The organism is Kitasatospora sp. SolWspMP-SS2h (assembly GCF_003259315.1).
Classification (GTDB): Bacteria; Actinomycetota; Actinomycetes; order Streptomycetales; family Streptomycetaceae; genus Kitasatospora; species Kitasatospora fiedleri.
Genome location: NZ_QLLT01000031.1, coordinates 37,544 through 57,876 on the forward strand (window position 1 = coordinate 37,544; position 20,333 = coordinate 57,876).

Sequence of the window (20,333 nt, forward strand, 5' to 3'; positions counted from 1 at the left end):
CTTGACCGGTGGTGCTCGGCCGCAGGGCGTCCACGGCGAGGTCCCACGGCGAAACGGCGCTCACCCTAGGGCACGGCGCGGACGGCGCGCCCGGCAGGGGCGGACCGGGGGAGGGCCGGGGCGGCGGGGGCCGGGCTCAGCGGCGGACGGTGCTCAGCACGACGAACTTCGGACTGCCCGCCACGGTGCGGCAGTTGCCGAACAGGCGGCGCAGCGTGACGTGGTAGCCCAGGTGGCGGTTGCCGACCACGCGCAGTTCGCCGCCCGGGCGCAGGACGCGGCGGGCGCCGGTGAACATCCGGCGGGCGACGGCGTCGGTGGTGGCCTGGTGGGAGTGGAACGGCGGGTTCAGCAGGACCAGGTCGGCGGAGGCGTCCGGGAGGTCGGCGAGGGCGTCGGCGACCAGGAAGTCGGCGCGGCGCTCCGGGCCGAGGTTGGTGCGGAAGGTCTCCTCGGCGGAGGCCACGGCCTGGAACGACTCGTCGACGAAGAGGAGTTCGGCGTCCGGGTCGGCGAGGGCGGCGGCGGTGCCCAGGACGCCGTTGCCGCAGCCCAGGTCGACGACCCGGCGCGGGGCGCCGGCCGGGGCGGGCAGGTGCCGGAGGAGGAACCGGGTGCCGATGTCGAGGCGGTCGGCGCAGAACACGCCCGACTGGTTGGCGACCCGGCGCCCCGAGAGCACGCCGATGCCGTCCGGCAGCCGGTAGCGCAGCGGCCACGGGTTGGCGGGGCGGGCGAGGGCGGGGTCCGGGGTGGTGCGGATCAGGCGGGCCTTGCGGACGGCGAGCGAGGTGCGGGTCGGGCCGAGGATCCGCTCGAACAGGGCCAGGGTGGAGGTGTGGATCTCGGTGACCATGCCGGTGCCCAGCACCGGGGTGTCCGGGTGCACGGCCGGGGCGAGGCGGTGCAGCTGGTCCTCCAGCAGCGCGAGGCTCTTCGGGACGCGCACCAGCAGCAGGTCGATCCGCTCCGGCGGGGCGTCCTGGGTGCTGCGGACCTCGACGGCGGCCGGGTCGAGGCCGTTGCGGGCCAGGTTCGCGGCGACCGCCCGGGAGGCGAGGTGGGAGTCCGTGACGGCGGTGATGGCGGCGCCCTTCGCGGCCAGCGCGGTGCAGAGCGCGCCCCAGCGGTCGCCGAGCACGGTGACGGCCCCGTCCAGCGGCACCGCCCGCTCGTCCAGGTCGCGCAGCAGGTACTCGTCGGCGGCGTCCCAGGCACGCAGCTGCTCGCGCGGGTCCTCGGGAAAGCGGGCCAGCTCGAACTCGCCCCAGGCGGTGGTGAAACAGTTCATCGTGCCCCCAGGCTAGCGGAGGGCGAGCAGGTCACCGGCCGGTGACGGAGAGTGGGGCGGACGTGCGGCAGCGGCGGGAACGGGTGGTCGGGGCGGTCCTCGGCTCGGCGGTCGGGGACGCGCTCGGCGCGCCCTTCGAGTTCGGCCCGGCCGGGATGTTCGGGGCGCGCTTCCCCGGTGAGGCCGCCATGTGCGGCGGCGGCGGGTGGGACCCGGGCGAGGCCACCGACGACACCCAGCTGGCCGTCCACCTGGGCGAGTCGCTGCTGGCGGCCGGGGGACTCGACCTGCCCGACATGTTCGAACGGTTCCGGGGGTGGGCGGCGGGCGACCCGAAGGACATCGGCATCCAGACCGAGATCGTGCTCGGCGGCGGCCTGCCCTGGGACCTCGCCGCCGCCGTCCACTTCCAGACCGAGGGGCGGGCCGCCGGGAACGGCGCGCTGATGCGGGCCGTCACCGGGGCGGTGTGGTTCGCCCCGCAGGGGCGGGCGGCGACGATGGCCGCGGCCCGCCGGATCACCGCCCTCACCCACGGGGACGGCGCGGCCTGGGAGGGCACCGCGATCCTGCACGAACTGCTGCGGGTCGCCCTGGACGGCGGCGATCCGCTGGCGGCCGTGCCCCGGACGCTCGCGGCGGTGCGGGCCGAGCACCGGGAGCGCTGGGCGCGCGTCCTCGCACCGGACTGGTGGCCCGAGCTGGCCACCGAGAGCAACGGGGCGGTGTGGGCCTGCCTGGGCTCGGCGCTCTGGGCGCTGCGGGTGACCGGCGGCTTCCCGGACGCGCTGCGGGCGGTGATCGACCTCGGCGGCGACACCGACACCACGGCGGCCGTCACCGGTGGGCTGGCGGGGGCGGTGTACGGGGCGGACGCGATCCCGGACGCCTGGCTGGAGCCGCTGCACGTGCCGCTGCCCCCGACCGGGCGGGTGCTGCGGGCCGGGGAGCTGGCGGCGCTCGCGGTGGCCCTGGACGCGGGCGGGCGGGGGTAGGCCGCGTCCGCGGCGTCCGGCGGGCGCCCAGCGGGTCAGGGAGTGGTGAGGACCAGGCTCGCGTTGTGGCCGCCGAAGCCGAAGGCGTTGGTGAGGGCGGCGGTGTGCGGGAGCGGGCCGGGGGTGGTGAGCAGCCGCAGGGGCAGGCCCGGGTCGGGGGTGGTGAGGTTGCGGACGGCGGGGGCGTACTGGTGGTGCAGCGCGTAGGCGGTGGCGAGGGCGGCGAGGGCCCCGGCGGCACCGAACAGGTGGCCGGTCATGGACTTGGTGGCGGTGACGGCGGGGCGGTGCGGGCCGAAGACCCGGCCGAGCGTCTCGGCCTCGGTGAGGTCGCCCTTGGGGGTGGAGGTGGCGTGGGCGTGCACCAGGCCGACGGCCTCGGGCGGCAGGCCGGCGTCGGCGAGGGCGCGGCGGACGGCGCGGGTCTGGCCGTCGGGGTGGCCGGCGGTGATGTGGTGGGCGTCGGAGGTGACGGCGGCCCCGGCGAGGACGGCGTAGCGGCGGGCGTCCGGGCGCAGGGTGGCGCGTTCGAGGACGAGCACCGCGGCGCCCTCGGCGATGACGAAGCCGTCGCGGCCGGTGTCGAAGGGACGGGAGGCGCGTTCGGGGTCGTCGTTGCGCAGGGAGTGGGCGCGGGCCTGGGCGAAGCCGGCCAGCGGGAGGGGGTGCAGGCAGGCCTCGGTGCCGCCGGCGACGACGACGTCGGCGCGGCCGAGGCGGATCAGGTCGAGCCCGAGGGCGACGGCCTCCGCGCCGGAGGCGCACGCGCTGACGGGGGTGTGGGCGCCGGCCCGGGCGCCCAGGTCGATGGAGACCCAGGCGGCGGGGCCGTTGGCCATCAGCATGGGGACGGTGTGCGGGGAGACCTTGCGGACGCCGGAGCGTTCGAGGACGTCGTCCTGGTCGAGCATGGTGACCGCGCCGCCGGTGCCGGTGCCGATGACCACGGCGAGCCGCTCGCCGTCGACGGCGGGGCGTCCGGCGTCGGCCCACGCCTCGCGGGCGGCGATCAGGGCGAGCTGCTCGCTGCGGTCCAGGCGCCGGGCCTCGACCCGGTCGAGCACCGCGGCGGGCTCGACGGCGAGCTGCCCGGCGATCCGGATCGGCAGGTCGGCGGCCCAGGGGCGGTCGAGGGCGCGGATGCCGTTGCGCCCCTCGCACATGGCCTGCCAGGTGGCCGGGGCGGTTCCGCCGAGCGGGGTGGTGGCCCCGAGACCGGAGACCACGACGGTGTCGTGTGCGGTGCGCATGGTGATACTCCCGTTGTGATGGCAGCACAATGATCGGGCTCTCCGGCGGTCGGCCGGACGATCCGATACCGCCCACTCTGCCAAGGGGGAGGCGGGAGTTCGGCTGCCGGGCGCGACCGAGTCGCATGCGGTGAATTTGTAGGGTCGTGACAAGTGGTGCGGGCGGGAGGTCACGCCAGCAGGGCCCGGGCCGATAGGGCGGTGCGGGCGGCTGCGCACCGTCGTCGCGCCCGCCGTCGCCGCCAGCCGCGTCCTGATCCTGACCGTCCCCGCCGTCTTCGCTGCGGGCGTCAGGTGCGCGCTGCGCACCCGGGGCCGTCGAGGTGGTCGAGGTAGGCGTGCAGGCCGACCACACCTACCTCGGGCTGGACCCGGAGGCACTGGGCCTGGTCGACGGAGTGGTGTTCATCCGCTCCATCGCACGCCAGCAGGGTCCGTTCGGCGGCGGCTGAGGAGGGGCGGGCGGACGCCCGGTTGGGGTGGGGGCGGGGTCAGCGGGGGGTGTCCTCGCGGCTCTCGACCAGGACGGCGGGCTCCAGCGGGGAGGCGATCTCCTGCTGCTCGTTCAGCCAGTGGAACGCGCTCATGACTCACACCTTTGTTCGTGCGGAGCGAGGCGGGGGGAACGGGGAGCGGGTCAGTGGCGGTGCCGCGCGGCCGGGTGGTCGGCGGGCAGCGCCCGGTCGCCGGAGCCGGTCAGGCGCTCGCGCAGCGACTCGCCGTCCGCGTACGCGCCGCGGAACGCGCCGCGCTCGCGCAGGATCGGCAGCACCGACTCGACGAACTCGACCGTGGAGGCCGGCTGGACGGTCGGCGAGAGCAGGAAGCCGTCCAGGTCGGCGCCCTCCGCCAGGGCGCAGAGCTCGTCGGCGATCTCCTCGGCGGTGCCGACCACCGGGCGGGCGCCCACCCCGTGGGTGTGCCAGTCGGCCAGCATGTCGCCGACCGTCTTCCCCGCGAACCGGGCGACCTGGGTCTGCGACACCTCGGTGGACAGCTCGCTCATCGGGGTGTCCGGCGGGTACGAGGACAGGTCCAGGCCGGTGAACATCGCGTACGAGGCGACGGTGACCTCCGGGCGCTGGGCGTCCAGCACGCGCTGCCAGCGGCGCTCGGCGTCCGAGGTGGTCGCGCCGACCACGCAGGAGAACGCCGACATCACCTTGACCCCGTCGGCCCCGCGTCCGGCCCGCCCGGCCTCCGCGCGGATCGCCTTCGTGTGGCCGGCCAGCTGCCCGACGCTGCCGCTGCCGACGAACATGCACTCGCCGTGCCGCCCGCCGACCCGGCGGCCCGCCGGGGACGCGCCGGCCTGGAACAGCACCGGGGTGCCCTGCGGGGAGCGGGCGGTGTTGCCGTAGCCGTGCGAGCGGAAGTACGGGCCCTCGTGCGCGACCCGGTGCACCTTCGCCGGGTCGGCGAACCGGCCGGCCTTGTCCTTCTCCAGGGCGTCCGGCTCCCAGGCGCCCTCCCAGTACTTGTAGACCAGGTCGAGGAAGTCCTCGGCCATCGCGTACCGGTCGTCGTGCGCGACCATGTCCATCCCGAACGCCTTCACGGCGGTGTCGGCGGTGCCGGTGGTGACCACGTTCCAGCCCAGTCGGCCGCCGGAGAGCTGGTCCAGGGTGGCCAGCCGGCGGGCGAACGCGTACGGCGGCTCGACCAGCACCGAGCCGGTCACCACCAGGCCCAGGTCGGTGGTGGAGGCCAGCAGCGCCGAGGCGATCACGAACGGGTCCAGCCGCGGCAGGTCGAGCGTCTCCTCGGTGGCGATCGGCGGGCGCACCCCGTCGATCTCCGACCAGCCCCAAGCGTCGGCCAGGAACAGGAAGTCCAGCTTGGCGTCCTCGCACAGCCGCGCGACCTCGCGCCAGTAGCCGAGGGTGTCGAACAGGTGGCGGCGGCTGTCGGGGTGCCGCCAGGTGGCGGTACCGCCGGCGTTGGTCTGGGCGTTCTCGAACAGGCCGAGCTTGAGGCTGCGCATGGTGTTCTCCGTTGAACAGGCGGTGCGGGGGAAGCGGTACGGCGGGGCGGTTCGGGACGTCGGGACGGGTCGGGGTGCCGGGAGGCCGCGGGCAGTTCGGGACGCCGGGACGTCAGGGCGGTTCAGGACGCGGCGGGCCCCGGGGAGTCGAGCTGCGCCGCGCGGGGCATCGAGGACTGGGCGCCGAGCCCGGTGACGGCCAGCGAGGCCGCCCGGACGGCGCGGGCCGCGGCGGCGGGCAGGTCGGCGCCGCGGGCGAGCGCGTCGGCGAGGGCACCGCAGAAGGTGTCGCCGGCGCCGACGGTGTCGACGGCGTCCACCACCGGGGCGGGCAGGTGGACGCTGCCGGGGCGGCCCGGCCGTTTGATCAGCGCCCCGTCCGCGCCGAGCGTGACCACCACCGCCCCGCAGGGCAGCGCGGCGCGCTCCAGCAGCTCGCGCGCGGCGGGCAGTCCGGAGACGGGCCCGGTGCCGAGCAGGGCGGCCAGCTCGCCCAGGTTGGGGACCAGGACGTCGACGGCGGCCAGCACCTCGGGGGCGACCGGACGGGCCGGGGCCGGGTTGAGCACGACCGTGCCGCCCTGCTCGCGGGCCCGCAGCACGGCGGCGGCCACCACCTCGGCGGCCACCTCGTGCTGGACCAGGAGCACCTCGCCGGGCGTGCGGGCCAGCCACTGCGGCAGGTCCTCGACCGAGAGCACGGCGTTCGCGCCCGGGTTGACCACGATGGTGTTCTCGCCCGCGCGGTCGACCACCACCGAGGCGATCCCGGTAGCGGCGTCCGGCGCGGTGAGCACCGCGTCGAGGTCCACGCCCTCGGCGGCCAGCACCCGCCGGATCGGCGCCGCGTCCGCCCCGACCCGGGCCACCAGGCGCACCTGCGAGCCGAGCCGGGCCGCCGCGACGGCCTGGTTGGCGCCCTTGCCGCCGACGCCCTCGACGAAGCCCCGCGCGAGCACGGTCTCGCCGGGCCGCGGCAGGTCCTCGACGGTCAGGACGAGGTCGCGGTTGACCGAACCGACGACGGTGATGGACGGCATCCGGACTCCTCGGGAGATCGATCTCCCACACTCTGGACCAGCGCTCACGGACCGTCAAGTACCCTCGTGCTGCGCATCGCGCCGACCCGGGTCCACCGGGGCGCCACCCGCCGTTCCGAGGCCCGGCGGGCACCGTGCCGGGACCGGCGCCGCCGCCGAAGACCGCTCCGACCGCTCCGACCGTTCAACCGCTCCGACCGGGGAGGACCCCCACGTGACAGCGCCCCGACTCCTCGACGTGGCCGCCGCCGCCGGCGTCTCCCGCGCCACCGCCTCGCGCGTCCTGGCCGGCACCCCGCGCAACGTCGACCCCGACCTCGCCCGCCGCGTCGAGGAGGCCGCCCGGCGGCTCGGCTACCGCACCAACCACTCCGCGCGGGCGCTGCGCACCGGCACCACCGGCACCGTCGGCGTGGTCGTCCCCTCGCTCGCCAACCCGTACTTCGTCCAGCTCGCCGACGCCGTCGCCCGGCAGGTCCGGGCGGCCGGCGGGCAGCTGGTGGTCTCCGACGCGGCGAACTCGCCGGCCATCGAGGCCGAGCAGATCGAGACCCTGCTGAGCGGACGGGTGGACGGGCTGCTGGTCGTCCCGGTCTCCGCCGCCGCCTCCGGGGCCGCCGTCCGGGCCGCCGCCGGGCGCGCCCCGGTGGTCCTGTTCGACCGCTGGGCGCACGACTCCGGCACCGTCGCCGTCACCCTCGACAACGCCGCCGCGATGCGCCTGCTCCTCGACCACCTCGACGCCCTCGGCCGCCGCCGGATCGCCCTGGTCGCCGCCGACCAGGCGTCCTCCTCCGGCGCGGAACGCCTCGCCGCCTTCACCGCCGCCCGCGGCGCCGACGCCACCACCGTCCTGCTGCCCAGCTTCACCACCGACGCCGGCCGCACCGCCGGGCGCCGCGTCGCCGAACGCCGCGCCGAGATCGACGCCGTCGTCTGCGGCGCGGACGTCCTCGCCGTCGGCCTGGTCAGCACCCTCCAGCGCTCGGCGGTCTCCGTGCCCGGCGAGATCGCCGTCACCGGCTTCGACGACACCGAGCTGCTCGAACTCCTCGACCCCCCGATCACCTCCATCCGCCACCCGCTCGCCGACATGGCCGAACGCGCCCTCACCCTCCTCCAGGCCCCGGCCCCCGCCCGCGCCGAGAACGTCGAACGCTTCCCCCCGCAACTCGTCGTCCGCGCCTCCACCGACGCGGACGCGCACGGCTGACGCACCGTCAACTCGCTTTCCGGAGAAGGGAATCGATTCACCCCACCTCCCGCCCGGCGCGCAGCCGTCCGCCGGGTCGGCCCCGGACCCCGATCGAGCCGCCGCCGCGGGGGCCGGCCTCGGTCAACAGCCGTGCCAAGGCGGCGAGATCGGCGATGGGCACCCCCCCGGGAGGCGGGTGCGGCCGGGTTCGGGCCCGCCGCATCCTTGCATGATTTTGCTGGGTTGCGTATATTCATGCCGGGCTTCAGGAGGGAATGCCATGGTATTGCGAGTAGCCGTAGCCGGAGCGAGCGGGTACGCGGGCGGTGAGGTGCTGCGACTGCTGCAGGCGCACCCGGAGGTGGAGATCGGGGCGCTGACCGGCGGTTCCAACGCGGGCCGGCGGCTCGGCGCGCTGCAGCCGCACCTGATCGGCCTGGCCGACCGGGTGCTGGAGCCGACCGACCCGCAGACGCTGGCCGGGCACGACATCGTGTTCCTCGGCCTGCCGCACGGGCAGTCCGCGGAGATCGCCGCCCAGCTCGGCGAGGACGTCCTGGTGGTCGACCTGGGCGCCGACCACCGGCTGAAGTCGGCGGCCGACTGGGAGCAGTTCTACGGCTCCCCGCACGCCGGGACGTGGCCGTACGGCCTGCCCGAGCTGCCCGGCCACCGCGAGGCGCTGCGCGGCAGCCGGCGGATCGCCGTGCCGGGCTGCTACCCGACCGCCGTCACGCTGGCGATGTACCCGGTGTTCGCCGCGGGCCTGGCCGAGCCGGAGGCGGTGATCACCGCCGCGTCCGGCACCTCCGGCGCGGGCAAGGCCGCCAAGACGCACCTGCTGGGCAGCGAGGTGATGGGCTCGATGAGCCCGTACGGCGTCGGCGGCGGCCACCGGCACACCCCGGAGATGGCACAGAACCTGACCCCGCTCGCGGGCGAGCCGGTCACCGTCTCCTTCACGCCCACCCTGGCGCCGATGCCGCGCGGCATCCTCGCCACCTGCTCGGCCAAGGCCCGGCCCGGCACCACCGGCGCCGAGCTGCGCGCCGCGTACGAGAAGGCGTACGGCGACGAGCCGTTCGTCCACCTGCTGCCCGAGGGCCAGTGGCCGCACACCTCGTCCGTGTACGGGTCGAACGCGGCGGTGCTGCAGGTGGTGCTGGACGAGCACGCCGAGCGGATCATCGCGATCAGCGCGATCGACAACCTGGTGAAGGGCACCGCGGGCGGCGCGGTGCAGAGCATGAACATCGCCCTCGGCCTCCCCGAGGAGCTCGGCCTCCCGCTGAACGGAGTCGCACCGTGACCACCCCCCAGGACCAGAACGTCGGCGTCACCGCGGCCCGGGGCTTCCGCGCGGCGGGCGTCACCGCGGGCATCAAGGCGTCCGGCACCCCGGACCTCGCGCTGGTCGTCAACGACGGCCCGCGGCACACCGCCGCCGGCGTGTTCACCTCCAACCGGGTGCACGCCGCCCCGGTCAAGTGGTCGCGCCAGGTGCTGAACGACGGCGAGCTGGCGGCCGTGGTCCTCAACTCCGGCGGCGCCAACGCCTGCACCGGCCCCGAGGGCTTCCAGGACACCCACGCCACCGCCGAGAAGGTCGCCGCCGAACTCGGGATCGGCGCGATCGAGGTCGCGGTCTGCTCCACCGGCCTGATCGGCGTCCGGCTGCCGATGGACAAGCTGCTGCCCGGCGTCGAACTCGCCGCCGCCGCCCTGTCGGAGACCGGCGGCGAGAGCGCCGCGATCGCCATCAAGACCACCGACACCGTGCACAAGACCGCCCAGGTCACCGCCCCGGCCGGCTGGACGGTCGGCGGCATGGCCAAGGGCGCGGGCATGCTCGCCCCCGGCCTGGCCACCATGCTGGTCGTGCTCACCACCGACGCCGAGGTCGACTCCGCCGCCCTGGACGCCGCGCTGCGCGACGCCACCCGCACCACCTTCGACCGGGTCGACTCCGACGGCTGCATGTCCACCAACGACACCGTGCTGCTGCTCGCCTCCGGCGCCTCCGCGGTCGCCCCCGAGCAGGCCGAGTTCGCCGAGGCCGTGCGCGCCGTCTGCGCCGACCTGGCCCGCCAGCTGATCGGCGACGCCGAGGGCGCCTCCAAGGACATCCGGATCGACGTGGTCAACGCCGCCACCGAGGAGGAGGCCGTCGACGTCGCCCGCACGATCTCCCGCAGCAACCTGCTCAAGTGCGCCATCCACGGCGAGGACCCCAACTGGGGCCGGGTGCTGTCCGCGATCGGCACCACCTCCGCCGCCTTCGACCCCGACCGGCTGGACGTCGCCATCAACGGCGTCTGGGTCTGCCGGGACGGCGGCGTCGGCGAGGACCGCGACCTGGTCTCGATGAAGGACCGCGAGGTCGTCATCACCGCCGACCTCAAGGCCGGTCGGGCCTCGGCCAGCATCTGGACCAACGACCTGACCGCCGAGTACGTGCACGAGAACAGCGCCTACTCCAGCTGACCCACGGGGGCCGACACACGCCATGCAGATCGCACCCAAGGGCGAACAGGCCCGCAGCAACGCCGCCCTGCCCAAGGCCCGCACCCTGATCGAGGCGCTGCCCTGGCTGGAGCGCTTCCACGGCAAGACCGTGGTCATCAAGTTCGGCGGCAACGCCATGGTCGACGAGGACCTCAAGGCCGCGTTCGCCCAGGACGTCGTCTTCCTCCGGTTCGCCGGACTGCACCCCGTCGTCGTGCACGGCGGCGGCCCGCAGATCAACGCCCAGCTGGAGAAGCTCGGCCTGGAGTCCTCCTTCACCGCCGGCCTGCGCGTCACCACCCCCGAGACCATGGACGTGGTCCGGATGGTGCTCGCCGGGCAGGTCCAGCGCGAACTGGTCGGCCTGCTCAACACGCACGGCCCGTTCGCCGTCGGCATGACCGGCGAGGACGCCCACACCATGACCGCCGCCAAGCGCTACGCCGTGGTCGACGGCGAGCAGGTCGACATCGGCCTGGTCGGCGACATCGTCAACATCGAGGCCGGCGCGGTGAAGGCGCTGATCGCCGACGGCCGCATCCCGGTGATCTCCTCGATCGCCCGCGGCGCCGACGGCCACGTCTACAACATCAACGCCGACACCGCCGCCGCCGCCATGGCGGTCGCGCTCGGCGCCGAGATGCTGGTCGTGCTCACCGACGTCGAGGGCCTGTACAAGGACTGGCCCGACTCCGACGACGTGATCAGCCAGCTGACCGCCAGCGAGCTGGAGGAGATGCTCCCCACCCTGGCCACCGGCATGCTCCCCAAGATGGAGGGCTGCCTGCGCGCCGTCCGCTCCGGCGTGGGCACCGCCCGCGTCCTGGACGGCCGCGTCCAGCACAGCCTGCTGCTGGAGATCTTCACCGACGAGGGCATCGGCACCATGGTCGTGCCGGACGACGAGAGCACCGTACTGGGGGGACTGGCATGAGCAGCAACGACGCCGTCATCGAGCGCTACCGGCACGCGCTGATGAACAACTACGGCACCCCGCGCATCCCGCTGGTGCGCGGCGAGGGCCCGCTGCTGTGGGACGCCGACGGCAAGCGCTACCTCGACCTGGTCGGCGGCATCGCCGTCAACGCGCTGGGCACCGCCCACCCCGCGATCGTCGAGGCGGTGACCCGGCAGCTCACCACCCTGGGCCACGTCTCCAACCTGTTCACGGCCGAGCCGACGATCGAGCTCGCCGAGAAGCTGGTCGAGCTGGACGGCCGCCCGGGCAAGGTCTTCTTCTGCAACTCCGGCACCGAGGCCAACGAGGCCGCCTTCAAGATCTCCCGGCTGACCGGCCGCACCCACCTGGTCTCGCTCCGGGGCGCCTTCCACGGCCGCACCATGGGCGCCCTCGCGCTCACCGCCCAGCCCGGCAAGCAGGACCCGTTCCGGCCGCTGCCCGGCGACGTCAGCCACGTCCCGCTCGGCGACGTCGAGGCCCTGCGCGCGGCCGTCACCACCGACACCGCCGCGGTCTTCCTGGAGCCGATCCAGGGCGAGAACGGCGCGATCCCGCTCCCCGAGGGCTACCTGCGGGCGGCCCGCGAGATCACCCGGGCCACCGGCACCCTGCTGGTCCTGGACGAGATCCAGACCGGCATCGGCCGCACCGGCCACTGGTACGCCCACCAGGCGACCGAGGGCGTCGACCCCGACCTCGTCACCCTCGCCAAGGGCCTCGGCGGCGGCCTGCCGATCGGCGCCGTGCTCGCCTTCGGCCCGGCCGCCGACCTGCTCGGCCCCGGCCACCACGGCACCACCTTCGGCGGCAACCCGGTGGTCGCCGCGGCCGGCCTCGCCGTGCTGGACACCATCGAGCGGCAGGGCCTGCTGGAGCACGCCGCCAAGCTCGGCGAGCGGCTGCGTACCGGGATCGAGGCGATCGGAGACCCGCTGGTCGACCACGTCCGGGGCAAGGGCCTGCTGCTGGGCATCGTGCTGACCGCGCCGGTGGCCGGGAAGGTCCAGGCCGCCGCGCAGGAGGCGGGCTTCCTGGTCAACGCCGCCACCGCGGACGCCGTCCGGCTGGTCCCGCCGCTGGTGCTCACCGAGGAGCAGGCCGACACCTTCCTCGCCGCGCTGCCCGAGATCCTCCGGACGGTCCGCGAAGCCGCCCCCGACGCGAACAGCTGAGCGTCCTTCAGGAGAATCATCAGTCATGACCGAACCCCGCTCCGAGCACACGACCTCCGCCACCGGCCCCACGCCGCAGGTCCCGCAGACCCGCACCGCGCGCCACCGGCGGATCGTGGACCTGCTGACCCGGCAGCCCGTCCGCTCGCAGAGCCAGCTCGCCAAGCTGCTCGCCGACGACGGACTCGTGGTCACCCAGGCCACCCTCTCCCGGGACCTGGACGAGCTCGGCGCGGTGAAGATCCGCAACCGGGACGGCGCGCTCATCTACGCCGTCCCGGCCGAGGGCGGGGACCGCACCCCGCGCGCCCCGATGGGCGAGTCCGCCAGCGAGGCCCGGATGGCCCGGCTGGCGGGCGAGCTGATGGTCTCCGCCACCGCCTCCGGCAACCTGGTGGTGCTGCGCACCCCGCCCGGCGCGGCCCAGTTCCTGGCCTCCGCGATCGACACCGCGGAGGTGTTCGAGATCCTCGGCACCATCGCTGGGGACGACACCGTGCTGCTGATCAGCCGCGACGCGGCCGGCGGGCAGGCGCTCGCCGACCACCTGATGCAACTCGCCCAGGCCAAGTCGCAGTAGTTCCGAGGCGTTTCGCACGCGCTGTGCGGTACTGGTTTGTGAACTCATACGCGGTGGTGCATACTTATGCCTAACGCCGCATGGAACCTGTGTTGTGAATGGAGATAGCCGTGACCGATCGCGTCGTACTCGCCTACTCGGGCGGTCTGGACACGTCCGTCTGCATCGGCTGGATCGCCGAGGAGACCGGCGCCGAGGTCATCGCCGTCGCCGTCGACGTCGGCCAGGGCGGCGAGGACCTGGAGGTCATCCGCCGGCGCGCGCTCGACTGCGGCGCCGTCGAGGCCGAGGTCGCCGACGCCCGCGACGAGTTCGCCGACGAGTACTGCCTGCCGGCCCTCAAGGCCAACGCCCTGTACCAGGGCCAGTACCCGCTGGTCTCCGCGCTCTCCCGCCCGGTGATCGTCAAGCACCTGGTCGCCGCCGCGCAGAAGCACGGCGCCACCACCGTCGCCCACGGCTGCACCGGCAAGGGCAACGACCAGGTCCGCTTCGAGGTCGGCATCCAGTCGCTGGCCCCGAACCTGAAGTGCATCGCCCCGGTCCGCGACTACGCGATGACCCGCGACAAGGCGATCGCCTTCGCCGAGGCCAAGAACCTCCCGATCGTCACCACCAAGAAGAACCCGTACTCGATCGACCAGAACGTCTTCGGCCGCGCCGTCGAGACCGGCTTCCTGGAAGACATCTGGAACGCCCCGATCGAGGACGTCTACGAGTACACCCAGGACCCGGCCGCCCCGCGCGAGGCCGACGAGGTCGTCATCACCTTCGAGGCCGGCGTCCCGGTCGCGATCGACGGCCGCAAGGTCACCGTCCTCCAGGCCATCGAGGAGCTCAACAAGCGGGCCGGCGCCCAGGGCATCGGCCGCCTCGACATGGTCGAGGACCGCCTGGTCGGCATCAAGTCCCGCGAGATCTACGAGGCCCCCGGCGCGATCGCCCTGATCACCGCCCACCAGGCCCTGGAGAACGTCACCGTCGAGCGCGAGCTGGCCCGCTACAAGCGGCAGGTCGAGCAGCGCTGGGCCGAGCTGGTCTACGACGGCCTCTGGTTCTCCCCGCTCAAGCGCGCCCTGGACGGCTTCGTCAACGAGGCCAACCAGCACGTCTCCGGCGAGATCCGGATGGTCCTGCACGGCGGCCGCGCCGTGGCCAACGGCCGCAAGTCGGACCGGTCGCTGTACGACTTCAACCTCGCCACCTACGACACCGGCGACACCTTCGACCAGTCCATGTCCAAGGGCTTCATCGAGATCTTCGGCATGTCCTCGAAGATCGCCGCCCGCCGCGACCTGGCCTGATCCACCACCGGCACCCGCCCCGACCGCCCGTGGCGGCCGGGGCGGTGCCGCACCCAGACCTGCTGTGCCACACCCGAAGGAGCCCACGCGATGACCGCCGACCAGCCCGCAGACGTCCGCCTCTGGGGCGCGCGCTTCGCCGACGGCCCCTCCGAGGCCCTGGCCAAGCTCTCCGCCTCCGTCCACTTCGACTGGCGGCTCGCCCCCTACGACATCGCCGGCTCCAAGGCGCACGCCCGGGTCCTGCACGGGGCCGGGCTGCTCAGCGCGGCCGAACTCGACGCCATGCTGGCCGGGTTGGACCAGCTGCTGGCCGACGTCGAGTCCGGCGCGTTCGTGGGCACCGTCGCCGACGAGGACGTCCACACCGCCCTGGAGCGCGGCCTGCTGGAGCGCCTCGGCCCCGACCTCGGCGGCAAGCTGCGCGCCGGGCGCTCGCGCAACGACCAGATCGCCACCCTGTTCCGGATGTACCTGCGCGACCACGGCAAGGCCATCGGCGCGCTGGTCCTCGACCTCCAGCACGCCCTGGTCGGCCTCGCCGAGGCCCACCCGGACACCGCGATGCCCGGCCGCACCCACCTCCAGCACGCCCAGCCGGTGCTGTTCGCCCACCACGTCCTCGCCCACGTCCAGGCCCTCGGCCGGGACGCCGAGCGGCTGCGCCAGTGGGACGCCCGCACCGCCGTCTCGCCGTACGGCTCCGGCGCGCTGGCCGGCTCCTCGCTCGGCCTCGACCCGGAGGCCGTCGCCGCCGAACTCGGCTTCGAGCGCGGCTCGGCGGGCAACTCGATCGACGGCACCGCCTCGCGCGACTTCGTCGCCGAGTTCGCCTTCGTCACCGCGATGATCGGCATCAACCTCTCGCGGATCGCGGAGGAGATCATCATCTGGAACACCAAGGAGTTCGGCTTCATCACGCTGCACGACGCCTTCTCCACCGGGTCGTCGATCATGCCGCAGAAGAAGAACCCCGACATCGCCGAGCTCGCCCGCGGCAAGTCCGGCCGCCTGATCGGCAACCTGACCGGCCTGCTGGCCACCCTCAAGGCGCTGCCGCTCGCCTACAACCGCGACCTCCAGGAGGACAAGGAGCCGGTCTTCGACTCCTGCGACACCCTGGAGGTCCTGCTGCCCGCCTTCACCGGCATGGTCGCCACCCTGACGGTGCACCGCGAGCGGCTGGAGGAGCTGGCCCCGGCCGGCTTCTCGCTCGCCACCGACATCGCCGAGTGGCTGGTCCGGCAGGGCGTCCCGTTCCGGGTCGCGCACGAGGTGGCCGGCGCCTGCGTCAAGGTCTGCGAGGCCGAGGGCATCGAGCTCTCCGACCTGACGGACGCCCAGTTCGCCGCGATCTCGCCGCACCTCACCCCCGAGGTCCGCACCGTCCTCTCGGTCCACGGCGCGATCGCCTCCCGCGACGGCCGCGGCGGCACCGCCCCGTCGGCCGTCGCCGTCCAGCTCGCCGAGATCAAGGAGGACCTCGCCACCCAGCAGTCCTGGCTGGGCTGAGAGGTCTCCGGCAGGCGCCGGGCCGGGGGCCCGGGGGACGGCGGAACGGCCCCGGGCCCGCCGTTCCCCGGGCCCCCGGCCGTCCCCCGGCCTACGCTGGAGCCATGGCCACAGCAGCCATGGCGCTCGCCGAGGGGTTCCGGGGCGAGATCGTGGTGCCCGGGGACGCCGGGTACGACGCGGCGCGGGCGGTGTGGAACGCGGCGGTGGACCGGCGGCCCGGGCTGATCGCCCGGTGCAGCGGCGTCGCGGACGTGCTCCAGGCCGTCGCGGTGGCCCGGGAGCACGGCCTGCCCGCCGCCGTGCGGGGCGCCGGGCACGGCCTGGCGGGCCTGGGCACCTGCGACGGCGGGATGCTGATCGACCTGTCCCGGCTGACCGGCGTCCGGGTGGACCCGGCCCGGCGGCTCGCCCGGGCGCAGCCGGGGGTGACCTGGGGGGCGTTCGACCACGAGACGCAGGCGTTCGACCTGGCGACCACGGGCGCGCCGTACTCGGCGGCGGGCATCGCGGGGACGACGCTCGGCGGGGGAGTCGGCTGGCTGGCCCGGTCGTACGGGCTGACCTGCGACAACCTGGTGGAGGCGGACGTGGTGACCGCCGAGGGGCGGCTGCTGACGGCGAGCGCGGCGGCGCACCCGGAGCTGTTCGCGGGGCTGCGCGGGGGCGGCGGCAACTTCGGGGTGGTGACCTCGTTCACGTACCGGCTGCACCGGGTGGGGCCGCACCTGCTGTGCGGGGCGGTGTACGTGCCGGTGGAGCTGCTGGCGCCGACCCTCGCCGCGGTGCGGGACTTCATGGCGGACGCCCCGGACGGCCTGACCGTGATGGTGGAGTTCGGGCGTCCGCGCGGGATGCCGCGGCTGCCGGACCGGACGGTGCTGCGGATCGGCCTGTGCTGGTCCGGCCGGGCGGACCGGGGGCGGGAGGCGGTGGCGCCGCTGCGCGCCCTGCCGGGGGTGGTCGCGGACACCGTGCAGACCCGGCCGTACCCGCTCTGGCAGCGGATGCTGGACGCCGGCCTGGGCCCGGGGGCGGGCAACGCGGGGCGCTCGGAGTTCCTGTCGGTGCTGGACGCGGCGGCGATCGACCGGCTGGCCGAGCAGGTCGACGCGGCGCCCGGCCCGCTGGCCCGGGTGCAGCTGGCGTTCCTGGGCGGCGCGGTGGCCCGGGTGGGGCCGGAGGACACCGCGTACACCCACCGGACGGCGCCGTACCTGCTGAGCGCGGTGGCGCGCTGGACCGACGGCCCGGCGGAGCCGCACGCGGCGTGGGTGCGGCGGTGCTGGGAGGCGATGCGGCCGTTCTCCTCGGGCGGCGCGTACGTGAACCTGATGGGCGCCGAGGGGCAGGGCCGGGTGGTGGAGGCGTACGGGCTGGCGAAGTACGAGCGGCTGGTGGCGCTGAAGGAGCGGTACGACCCGGCGAACCTGTTCCGGGTCAATCAGAACATTCGGCCGAACGGGTGACGCGGGGGCGCCCGGGCGGGCGTGACGCTCGCCACGTCGGGCGTCGGGAAGGTTGAGAGCAGGGGTCGGCTGGGTAGAGCGGTGGCGAACGTCTCTCTTGACGGTCGCCCGACTCCCCGGATACTGAGCGTGAGCGTGTCAGTTCCGGCTGTCCGGACCACCGTCCGGCGGGGCGCGTCGCGCTTCTCCCGGGCCGGGCAGATCCCCGTCCGGGCACACCTCGGACAGGAACCGGTGCCGGACCCTCACTCGCACGCGCCGGGCACTTAACGATGGAGGCCCCCGCACATGGGCATGAGTGTGATCATCGCAGCGGCACGACCGGAGGAGGCGGAGCAGATCCTCAAGCTCCAGTACCTCGGTTATCAGAGCGAGGCGGAGCTGTACAGCGACTGGACGCTGGAGCCGCTGACCCAGACCCTGGAGAGCCTCCAGGCCGAGATGTCCGAGCACCGGGTGCTGGTGGCCCGGCTCGGCGACGAAGTGGTGGGCAGCGTCCGCGGCTGGGTGGACGCCGAGGGCGTCGGCCGGATCGGCCGGCTGGTGGTGCACCCGCGGATGCAGCGGCACGGCCTGGGCCGCCGCCTGCTGGAGGGGCTGGAGGAGCAGCTGGCCGCGGACGGCGCGACCGGCGGCTTCGAGCTGTTCACCGGCCACCGCAGCCTGGGCAACCTGCGGCTGTACCGCCGGCTCGGCTACCGCGAGACCGAGGTGCGCGAGGTGTCCCGCCGGCTGTCGATCGTGACGCTGGCCAAGCCGGTGGCGACCAGCCTGGCCGCCTGAACCGCGCGGCACCGGCCGCCCGAACCGCGCGGCACCCGGGCCCGACCCGGCGCGGCGCCCGACCCGAACGAGGGGTCGGGCGCCGCAGTGCTTGTGCCGCAAGGGTCGTGTCCGCAATGCGGACAGCGAGTCCTGAAAACTGGGACACGGACCATATGTCTGATTTACTGGGTTCCATGACCACGACGACGACATGCATCCCCACCGGCGCGACGCCGGCAGGTGAGTCGCGCATGTGCGGCCGTCGAATGTGTCGCCGCTGAGGGCCACCGCCCGGCGCCCGCTGACACCCCGTCCGCTGATGACTCGTTAGGGCCACGCCCACGGGCGGCCCGCCCGATCGGCGGACATGATCGGAACGAAGCCGGCAGCCCACTCTTCCCGGGCACCCGCGTGCCCATCCCGCCATCGGCGCGGACGCCCCCGCGGCCGTCCGCCGACCGTCCGCCGACGAACAACGGAAGCAGCTGTGATCACCACCAAGGGCCTGACCAAGGTCTACCGCTCCGGCGGCCGCGAGGTCCGGGCACTGGACGACGTCGACCTGCACGTGCGGCAGGGCGAGGTGTTCGGCGTCGTCGGCACCAGCGGCGCCGGCAAGTCCACCCTGATCCGGTGCGTCAACCTGCTGGAGCGGCCCAGCTCCGGCACCGTCACCGTCGACGGCGTGGAACTGACCGCGCTCTCCGGCAGCGAGCAGCGCGCCGGGCGCGGACTGCGGGAGGCCCGGCAGCGGATCGGCATGGTCTTCCAGCACTTCAACCTGCTCTCCTCGCGCACCGTCCAGGGCAACGTCGAACTGCCGCTGGAGATCATCGGCCTGGACCGCCGCGAGCGCCGCCGCAAGGCCGCCGAACTGCTCGACCTGGTCGGCCTCGCCGACAAGGCCCGCAGCTACCCCGGCCAGCTCTCCGGCGGCCAGAAGCAGCGCGTCGGCATCGCCCGGGCGCTGGCCGGCGACCCCAAGGTGCTGCTCTCCGACGAGGCCACCAGCGCGCTCGACCCGGAGACCACCCGCTCGATCCTCACGCTGCTGCGCGAACTCAACCAGCGGCTCGGCCTGACCGTCCTGCTGATCACCCACGAGATGGACGTCATCAAGTCGGTCTGCGACTCCGCCGCCCTGATGCGCGGCGGCCGGGTCGTCGAGACCGGCCGGCTCACCGACCTGCTCGCGGACGGCCACTCGCGGATCGCCCGGGACCTCTTCCCGCTCGGCGACTTCGGCACCGGGGGGCCGGACCGCACCGTCCTGGAGATCACCTTCCAGGGCGACGCGCCCGCCCAGCCGTTCGTCTCCCAGCTGGCCCGCACCTACCAGATCGACATCAACATCCTCGGCGCGGCCGTCGAGACCATCGCCGGCCGCCTGGTCGGCCGGATGCGGGTCGAACTGCCCGGCAGCCACACCGACAACGTGGTGCCGATCGGCTACCTGCGCCAACAGGGACTCCAGGTGGACGTCCTCGACCTGTCGAACGGAGCGGCGGCATGACCTGGGACCAGATGCAGGAACTGATGTGGCCCGCCACCTGGGAGACCTTCGGCATGGTCGGCATCGCCGGCCTGGCCAGCCTGCTGATCGGCCTGCCGATCGGGCTGCTGCTGGTGCTCACCGACAAGGGCGGCCTGCTGCAGAACCCGGCCGTCAGCCGGGTGCTCGGCGCGGTCGTCAACGTCGGGCGCTCGATCCCGTTCGTCATCCTGATCGTCGCGGTGATCCCGCTCACCCGGGCGATCGCGGGCACCACGCTCGGCTGGCAGGCCGCCAGCGTCCCGCTCGCCATCGGCGCGATCCCGTTCTTCGCCCGGCTGGTGGAGACCTCCGTCCGCGAGGTCGACGGCGGGCTGGTCGAGGCGCTCAAGTCGATGGGCGCCGGCACCGACTCCATCGTCCGCAAGACCCTGCTGCCCGAGGCACTGCCCGCGCTGGTCGCCTCCGCCACCACCACGGTGATCGCGCTGATCGGCTACTCCGCGATGGCCGGCGCGGTCGGCGGCGGCGGACTCGGCGACCTCGCCATCCGCTACGGCTACCAGCGCTTCGAGACCGGCTTCATGTGGGTCATCGTCGCCGAACTGGTCGTCATCGTCACCGTGGTCCAGCTGCTCGGCGACTTCGCCGCCCGCCGGCTCTCGCACCGCGGCGACTACCGCAGCCCGCTCGCCTTCTTCCGCTCCGCCGGCGCGGGGCCGAAGGACACCGAGGAAGACCTGCTCTCCTCCCACTGACTCCCCGCCCCGCACCACGGGACGGGCACCCCGGCCCCACAGGGCCGTTCGCATCCCGCA

Annotated in this window: 17 protein-coding genes; 13 read left to right on the forward strand and 4 right to left on the reverse strand. The window is 74.4% G+C overall.

What is annotated here, in order from left to right; all coding sequences use genetic code 11:
* Positions 1-136: 136 nt before the first annotated feature.
* Positions 137-1,291: a methyltransferase gene (locus K353_RS28980; protein ID WP_111556470.1), complete on the reverse strand. Its 1,155-nt coding sequence runs from the start codon at positions 1,289-1,291 to the stop codon at positions 137-139.
* Positions 1,292-1,332: 41 nt separating this feature from the next.
* Between K353_RS28980 and K353_RS28985 the strand changes: the two genes are divergently transcribed.
* Complete coding sequence (locus K353_RS28985) at positions 1,333-2,286, forward strand: ADP-ribosylglycohydrolase family protein (RefSeq protein WP_233533896.1); 954 nt, start codon at positions 1,333-1,335, stop codon at positions 2,284-2,286.
* A 35-nt stretch (positions 2,287-2,321) separates the two neighbouring features.
* On the opposite strand, the gene K353_RS28990 is transcribed toward K353_RS28985, so the two are convergent.
* The 3 genes from K353_RS28990 to K353_RS29000 form a co-directional block, all read right to left on the reverse strand.
* Positions 2,322-3,536 (reverse strand): beta-ketoacyl synthase, encoded by a 1,215-nt coding sequence (locus K353_RS28990; RefSeq protein WP_111556471.1) that lies wholly within the window; start codon positions 3,534-3,536, stop codon positions 2,322-2,324.
* A gap of 637 nt (positions 3,537-4,173) precedes the next feature.
* A complete protein-coding gene (locus K353_RS28995; protein WP_111556472.1) occupies positions 4,174-5,520 on the reverse strand; it encodes an NtaA/DmoA family FMN-dependent monooxygenase in 1,347 nt (448 codons plus the stop codon).
* Positions 5,521-5,642: 122 nt separating this feature from the next.
* Positions 5,643-6,560: a ribokinase gene (locus tag K353_RS29000; protein WP_111556473.1), complete on the reverse strand. Its 918-nt coding sequence runs from the start codon at positions 6,558-6,560 to the stop codon at positions 5,643-5,645.
* A gap of 214 nt (positions 6,561-6,774) precedes the next feature.
* Here K353_RS29000 and K353_RS29005 point away from each other — a divergent pair, with 214 nt between their 5' ends.
* From K353_RS29005 to K353_RS29060, 12 genes are all read left to right on the forward strand, one after another.
* Positions 6,775-7,773: a LacI family DNA-binding transcriptional regulator gene (locus tag K353_RS29005; RefSeq protein WP_111556474.1), complete on the forward strand. Its 999-nt coding sequence runs from the start codon at positions 6,775-6,777 to the stop codon at positions 7,771-7,773.
* 262 nt (positions 7,774-8,035) lie between these two features.
* Positions 8,036-9,064, forward strand: a complete 1,029-nt coding sequence (argC, locus tag K353_RS29010) for an N-acetyl-gamma-glutamyl-phosphate reductase (protein WP_111556475.1) — start codon at positions 8,036-8,038, stop codon at positions 9,062-9,064.
* Complete coding sequence (gene argJ / locus K353_RS29015; protein WP_111556476.1) at positions 9,061-10,239, forward strand: bifunctional glutamate N-acetyltransferase/amino-acid acetyltransferase ArgJ; 1,179 nt, start codon at positions 9,061-9,063, stop codon at positions 10,237-10,239. The genes argC and argJ overlap by 4 nt, the downstream gene beginning before the upstream one ends.
* A 22-nt stretch (positions 10,240-10,261) precedes the next feature.
* Positions 10,262-11,194 (forward strand): acetylglutamate kinase, encoded by a 933-nt coding sequence (argB, locus tag K353_RS29020; RefSeq protein ID WP_111556477.1) that lies wholly within the window; start codon positions 10,262-10,264, stop codon positions 11,192-11,194.
* Positions 11,191-12,393 (forward strand): acetylornithine transaminase, encoded by a 1,203-nt coding sequence (locus tag K353_RS29025; protein WP_111556478.1) that lies wholly within the window; start codon positions 11,191-11,193, stop codon positions 12,391-12,393. The genes argB and K353_RS29025 overlap by 4 nt, the downstream gene beginning before the upstream one ends.
* Positions 12,394-12,418: 25 nt before the next feature.
* Positions 12,419-12,973 carry an arginine repressor gene (locus tag K353_RS29030; RefSeq protein WP_111556479.1) on the forward strand — a complete coding sequence of 185 codons (555 nt, stop codon included), beginning with the start codon at positions 12,419-12,421 and terminating at the stop codon, positions 12,971-12,973.
* 110 nt (positions 12,974-13,083) lie between these two features.
* On the forward strand, positions 13,084-14,277 hold the full coding sequence (locus K353_RS29035) for an argininosuccinate synthase (RefSeq protein WP_111556480.1): 1,194 nt from the start codon (positions 13,084-13,086) through the stop codon (positions 14,275-14,277).
* 90 nt (positions 14,278-14,367) lie between these two features.
* The gene (gene argH / locus K353_RS29040; RefSeq protein ID WP_111556481.1) at positions 14,368-15,789 is read left to right on the forward strand and encodes an argininosuccinate lyase; all 1,422 of its coding nucleotides are present in this window, start codon (positions 14,368-14,370) and stop codon (positions 15,787-15,789) included.
* Positions 15,790-15,893: 104 nt separating this feature from the next.
* Complete coding sequence (locus K353_RS29045) at positions 15,894-17,258, forward strand: FAD-binding oxidoreductase (RefSeq protein ID WP_111556482.1); 1,365 nt, start codon at positions 15,894-15,896, stop codon at positions 17,256-17,258.
* Positions 17,259-17,546: 288 nt separating this feature from the next.
* A complete protein-coding gene (locus K353_RS29050) occupies positions 17,547-18,041 on the forward strand; it encodes a GNAT family N-acetyltransferase (RefSeq protein WP_111556483.1) in 495 nt (164 codons plus the stop codon).
* A 469-nt stretch (positions 18,042-18,510) separates the two neighbouring features.
* Positions 18,511-19,536, forward strand: a complete 1,026-nt coding sequence (locus K353_RS29055) for a methionine ABC transporter ATP-binding protein (RefSeq protein ID WP_111556484.1) — start codon at positions 18,511-18,513, stop codon at positions 19,534-19,536.
* Positions 19,533-20,273: a methionine ABC transporter permease gene (locus K353_RS29060; protein ID WP_111556485.1), complete on the forward strand. Its 741-nt coding sequence runs from the start codon at positions 19,533-19,535 to the stop codon at positions 20,271-20,273. Before K353_RS29055 ends, K353_RS29060 begins: the two co-directional genes overlap by 4 nt.
* Positions 20,274-20,333: the final 60 nt, after the last annotated feature.